General features: G+C 37.9%; 2 protein-coding genes and 2 rRNA genes. 2 read left to right on the top strand and 2 right to left on the bottom strand.

The features are described from left to right. Positions 1-264: 264 nt before the first annotated feature. Positions 265-371, bottom strand: a 5S ribosomal RNA gene (gene rrf / locus OZD62_RS03995). Positions 372-437: 66 nt separating this feature from the next. Beyond that, positions 438-3,203, bottom strand: a 23S ribosomal RNA gene (locus tag OZD62_RS03990). Positions 3,204-3,538: 335 nt separating this feature from the next. On the opposite strand from OZD62_RS03990, the gene OZD62_RS03985 reads away from it, so the two are divergent. Together OZD62_RS03985 and OZD62_RS03980 are read left to right on the top strand one after the other, a co-directional pair. Then, entirely contained in the window at positions 3,539-4,615 is a 1,077-nt protein-coding gene (locus OZD62_RS03985; protein ID WP_010082287.1) for a methyltransferase domain-containing protein, read from the top strand. A gap of 58 nt (positions 4,616-4,673) precedes the next feature. Continuing rightward, positions 4,674-6,458, top strand: coding sequence for a ribonucleoside-diphosphate reductase subunit alpha (locus OZD62_RS03980; RefSeq protein WP_275019474.1), 1,785 nt, complete (start codon positions 4,674-4,676; stop codon positions 6,456-6,458). The last annotated feature ends 327 nt before the right edge of the window (positions 6,459-6,785 follow it).

Genomic DNA, 6,785 nt, shown 5'->3' with positions numbered 1-6,785 from the left:
ATTGGAGGTCAGCATTTCGCCAACAAGAAGAATTATTTAAAAAAGTGGGAGGTAATGTAATATTACCAGAAGTCAGTAATTCTCCTTCAAAAGGGAATCAATTAGGGGAAGTAGGAACAATGCTAAATAATGTAGAAAATGACCAAGAACATATAAGAAAAAAAAGATATCGTAGTTAAAGTAAAAACTTAAAGAATAGTAACAAAACAAGAAAGTTAAAATATAAGTATACCTACTGTCTAATTAACAAAGAAATTTTTATAAACTTGGCGGCGACCTACTCTCCCTTTCCAAGTACCATCAGCGCTAAAAAGTTTCACTTCCGAGTTCGAGATGAGATCGGGTGGTTCATTTTTGCTATAGCCACCAAGTCAATAAAAATTTCTAACTTAACAATTTTAACTTAATATTTAACACTGCATACACACATATAGAAAGCAAATAAATCAATCAGGCTATTAGTACTAGTTAGCTTCACATGTTACCATGCTTCCACACCTAGCCTATCAACGTGGTAGTCTTCCACGGCCTTAATTGGGAAATCTTTTTGAAGAGGGTTTCTTGCTTATATGCTTTCAGCAATTATCCCATCTATACATAGCCACCCAGCGATGCTATTGGCATAACAGCTGGTACACCAGAGGTATATCCATCTCGGTCCTCTCGTACTAGAGTCAGACCTTCTCAAATTTCCTTCACCCACGGCAGATAGAAACCGAACTGTCTCACGACGTTCTAAACCCAACTCACGTATCACTTTAATCGGCGAACAGCCGAACCCTTGGGACCTTCTTCAGCCCCAGGATGTGATGAGTCGACATCGAGGTGCCAAACGGTGTCGTCGCTATGAACGCTCGAACACCATCAGCCTGTTATCCCCGGCGTACCTTTTATCCGTTGAGCGATGACCCTTCCATACAGAATCACCGGATCACTATGACCGACTTTCGTCTCTGCTTGGCTTGTCAGCCTCGCAGTCAGGCAAGCTTATGCCATTATACTATCAAGCTGATTTCCGACCAGCTCTAGCTTACCTTCGCACGCCTCCGTTACTTTTTAGGAGGCGACCGCCCCAGTCAAACTACCCACCATACAATGTCCTAGTTCCAGATAATGAAACATAGTTAGATATCAAAAGTGTAAAGGGTGGTATCTCAAGGTTGACTCCATTATAGCTAGCGCCATAACTTCAAAGTCTCCCACCTATCCTGCACATCACACTTTTAATAACAATGTAAAGCTATAGTAAAGGTGCACGGGGTCTCTTCGTCTAACCGCGGGTACCCCGCATCTGCACGGGGAATTCAATTTCGCTGAAGTGATGTTGGAGACAGTGGAGAAATCGTTACGCCATTCGTGCGGGTCGGAACTTACCCGACAAGGAATTTCGCTACCTTAGGACCGTCAGTGTTACGGCCGCCGTTTACTGGGGCTTCAATTCGGAGCTTGCACCCTTCCTATTAACCTTCCAGCACCGGGCAGGCGTCAGACCCTATACTTCCACTTACGTGTTTGCAGAGTCCTGTGTTTTTAGTAAACAGTCGCTACTCCCTATTTTGTGCCACCTACTCATAGTTGCCTAAAAGCAGGTTACCCTTCTTCCGAAGTTACAGGTATAATTTGCCGAGTTCCTTCAACATCATTCTTTCAACACCTTAGTATACTCTACTCATCCACCAGTGTCGGTTTACGGTACGGCCTCATAAATATAAGTGCTATTTCCTGGAGCTTCTTTTAAGCATAGATCAATCCAATAAGATCTATACAAATACGAAACCCGTCACACTTAAGAGGTTTAGGAATATTAACCTAATTGCCATCGACTACTCCCTTACGGACTCGCCTTAGGAACCGACTAACCCTACGCAGATTAACTTAACGTAGGAACCCTTAGATTTTTGGTGAGAGTGTTTTTCACACTCTTTTACGCTACTTATGTCAGCATTCTCACTTCCGATATCTCCAGCAGTTTTCACAAACCACCTTCACAGACTTACGGAACGCTCCGCTACCGCGCCTATTGATCGAAATCAATAAGCACTCACATCTTCGGTATACAGCTTTAGCCCCGGTACATTTTCGGCGCAGAAAAACTTATTTAGACAAGTGAGCTGTTACGCTTTCTTTAAAGGATGGCTGCTTCCAAGCCAACCTCCTAGCTGTAACGGTTCTTCTACTTCCTTCCCCACTTAGCTGTAATTTTGGGACCTTAGATAGTGATCTGGGTTGTTTCCCTCTTCACCACGGACTTAGCACCCGTAGTGTGCCTGCTGTATAATTAATTGTTGGTATTCGGAGTTTAGTTAGATTTGGTAAGACGGTGAATCCCCCTAGTCTATCCAGTGCTCTACCCCCAACAACATACATACAACGCTCTACCTAAATAGATTTCGCGGAGAACCAGCTATTTCCAAGTTTGATTGGCCTTTCACCCCTAATCACAACTCATCCAATAATGTTGCAACATTAACTGGTTCGATCCTCCAGTGTGTTTTACCACACCTTCAATCTGGTCATGACTAGATCACTTGGTTTCGGGTCTAATCCATAAAACTAAAACGCCCTATTCAGACTTGCTTTCGCTACGCCTACACCTAACGGCTTAAGCTTGCTTCATAGATTAACTCGCTGACCCATTATGCAAAAGGTACGCTGTCACTCTAAATATCAATAAATTGATATAGAGCTCCAACTGTTTGTAAGCACTTGATTTCAGATTCTATTTCACTCCCCTCCCGGGGTTCTTTTCACCTTTCCCTCACGGTACTTGTTCACTATCGGTCGTTAAGGAGTATTTAGGCTTGGAGGATGGTCCCCCCATATTCAAACAGGATTTCACGTGCCCCGCTCTACTCAAGGATTTAAAAACTTTCTACTTATACAGGACTATCACCTTCTATGGTTACTATTTCCAGAGTATTCTAATTCTTATTCTTAAATCACTAGCCTTTTCCGCTTTCGCTCGTCACTACTAACAGAATCTCGGTTGATTTCTTTTCCTTTGGCTACTTAGATATTTCAGTTCACCAAGTTTGCTTTACATACTTAGTACGTAATAACTAGCTAAACTAGTTGGGTTTCCCCATTCGGAAATCTGCGGATCAAAATTTGTTGACAATTCCCCACAGCTTATCGCAGCCTGCCACGTCCTTCATCGCCTCTTAACGCCAAGGCATCCATCAAGTGCTCTTAATAATTTATTTATCCGACTATATGCAGAATATGCAGAGTTAAATATTATTAAAATTGAATTGAGATTAAATTAATCTCTACCATAAAACTTGTCAAACATCTAAAAACTAAATTAATCTTTTATATGTTATAACCTAATAAATAATATGTCAACGCCTTTTTGCACAAAACATTTACTTATATTATCAACAACAATATACTAGCAATCCTAAACAGTATAATCTGAGAAATATGTGGTAAACTTATATATACAGTAAAAATTAATAAAAAAGATATTTTGTAAGATAAAATGTGTTAAAATCAATTGCCTAAAAATGATAATAAACATTCGGAGTATTTCTAACGTATGAAAAGTAATCTCTCTTTTATAAAAAACGTTGCTTTAAATTGTATGTCTAAGCTCATTGGCGTATTAAATATTAAGAAAGTAAAACACTTCATTGTGAATAAATATAATACTCTTCATAAAGAAATGACAGTGCTTCTTAAAAAATCTAAGAACCTGTTAAACACCAACATTGAAATCGGTTTATATCACTTTTATAAAGGTAGCATATCAGATGCAAAGTTACGATTTTGGTTAATTAGCATATTTTACCCCCATTTACCTATAGTCTGGTATAACATCGGAAGGTGTCATTTTGCGGTAGGGAATACTAACAAAGCTTATAATTATTTAACAAGGGCACTAAAATTAGATAATGACCACGAGGAGGCGTCTTACTATATAAAAAAAATGACAAACTCAGCGCCTATTACAGAATTGCCAAAAAACCTCATAAGACAATATTTTGATTACACAGGTGAATATTTTGTTGAGCATTGGTTGATTGCCAAACAATATAGAGGGCATGAACTTGTACACATGATAATTACAAAAATCTTCAACAACTCCACTTCTGAGCTCAATATACTCGACCTTGGTTGTGGAACTGGAATATGTGGTCATTTCTTGAAAATAAATAGTATTGGAAACCATATAACAGGAATTGACATTTCAAGTAGAATGCTAAATATCGCAAGAGGATGCTTTATAAAAGGTAAGCCTGTTTACAATGAATTAATACATATGGAAATGAAAGAGTTTCTTAAACAAGAGAAAAACCAGCAGTATGATGTAATTATCTTTGCTGAAGTGCTACATTATCTACATGACTTTCAAGAAGAGTTGGAATTAGCAAAAAGATCTACGAGCAAAAAAGGAGTTATTGTATGTTTAATAAGAAGAAAGGAAGGTGAAGGTATTGACTTTGTAAACAAAGGAGACTATTTTCGTCACTCAGAAAGTTATGTTCAACATGTTGCAAAAGAAATAAATATGCAAATAAGTTATATGAGTTACTGTAAAATATATGGCAGTCAGGTTGACGGTATCTTGTTTGCATTACAGCATCAACAAAAAAATCCGAAAAACCTAACTTAAAAATCGCTCAAAATGACTTTTAAGTACCTATATATAATAAAAGAATAAAAGGAACTTTATGAATAACATTACCATTAATTACGCAAAGGACAGCAAATTAACCGACTTTGGAAAAGCAGTTCTATCAGACAGGTATTTAATAGAAAATGAAAGTTATCAAGACCTCTTTGCACGTATTGCTAATTACTATTCTGATAATAAAGAACATGCGCAGCGTCTTTATGACTACATGAGCAACTTGTGGTTCATGCCTTCAACACCAATACTCAGCAATGGTGGCACTAAGAGAGGGTTACCTATCTCTTGCTTTCTTAATGAAACCGAAGACAGCTTGCAGGGAATAGTTGATCTATGGAACGAAAATGTTTGGCTTGCTGCACGTGGAGGAGGCATAGGTAGTTATTGGGGAAATTTACGCTCAATAGGCGAAAGCGTAAAGGGTAGCGGCAAAACATCAGGAATTGTTCCATTTATTGTAGTGCAAAATGCTCTAACACTTGCAATTAGTCAGGGATCCCTAAGGCGAGGAAGTTCAGCAGTCTACCTTCCTGTATCTCATCCGGAGATAGAAGAGTTTCTAGATTTACGCAAGCCAACAGGCGGTGACCCAAATCGCAAAGCGTTAAATATACATCATGCTGTAATAGTAACAGATAAATTTATGCAGGCTGTTGAGAATGATCAAGAATGGAATTTAATAAGCCCTCACAACAATAAGGTTATTTCAACTGTAAAAGCGCGGGATATATGGATCAAAATATTAACAGCAAGAGTTGAAACTGGAGAACCTTACATTATTTTCCTTGATGCAACAAATAACAATAAGCCAGAATCTTACAAAAAGCTCAACTTAGACATCAAGATGTCAAATCTATGCAGTGAAATAACTTTAACCACAGGTTATGATCACCTGAATAAGTCACGCACTGCTGTGTGTTGTCTATCATCCGTAAACCTTGAGTACTACGAAGAATGGAAAGACAATAAACTCTTCATAGAAGGTATAATGCGCTTTCTTGATAATGTATTGGAAGATTTCATAAATAAAGCACCGAATGAAATGCAGCGAGCAAAATATTCTGCAGCCAGAGAACGCAGTATTGGTCTTGGTGTGATGGGCTTTCACTCATTTTTACAAAGCAAAATGGTTCCTTTTGAATCAGTAACAGCACAACAATGGAATAAAAAAATATTTAAGTATTTACGCGAGCAAGCAGATATAGTTTCTAAAAAATTAGCAGAAGAAAAGGGAGCATGTTCTGATGCCAAAGAAGTTGATCTAATGGAAAGGTTTACACACAAACTCGCTATTGCTCCTACTGCCTCGATCTCCATTATTGCAGGTAATACCTCCCCTGGAATAGAACCATACGCAGCAAACGTATTCATACAAAAGACACTTACAGGCTCATTTGTAGTGCGAAATAAATTCTTGCAAAAACTATTAGCAGAAAAAAATCAAGACAATGATAAAATATGGTCTTCAATTTCAACAAACGAGGGTTCCGTTCAGCATTTAGATTTTCTTAGTGAGCATGAAAAATTGACATTTAAAACAGCGTACGAGCTTGACCAAAGATGGATTATAGAACATGCAAGTGATAGAACTTCGTATATTTGTCAATCTCAATCAGTAAATCTGTTCTTACCTGCCAACGTACATAAACGTTACTTGCACAAAATACACATGCTTGCTTGGAAAAAAGGATTGAAGAGCTTATATTACTGCAGATCACAATCAATGCAGAGAGCCGATAAGGTCTCGCATGACATATTCAAAAAAAGTGAAATATTGCAACAAAAAACAGATATTGACTACGATGAATGTCTGTCATGCCAATAGCGGCCTTACTCAGAAAAAGTAGAGAGAAAGTTAAGCAAATGGGTAAATAGACTTCTTGCATAACCATATAACGCACTTTTATTGGGAATAGAAACGAAAAAACTTCCTTGACAAACTCCGCCAGCCCTCTTATCATAAAATTGAAGCTATTTATTTATCTTCTCTGTACAGATTAAATGACAAAAAAACTCACGTATCTGGCGTCTCATGTTTAATTTTTTGCACTATGTGCACCTTATGTCTTTATAAAACTTCTGCCTACATAAGCTGAAACGCGCTTATAAAGCGTTTAAAACATAAAAAAACGCCAACTTAAAAAATGGATAG

The organism is Wolbachia endosymbiont of Drosophila seguyi (assembly GCF_028981765.1).
Taxonomy (GTDB): Bacteria; Pseudomonadota; Alphaproteobacteria; order Rickettsiales; family Anaplasmataceae; genus Wolbachia; species Wolbachia pipientis.
The sequence above is the reverse complement of the archived record's forward strand: the minus strand, read 5'-3'. Positions and strand labels throughout refer to the sequence as shown.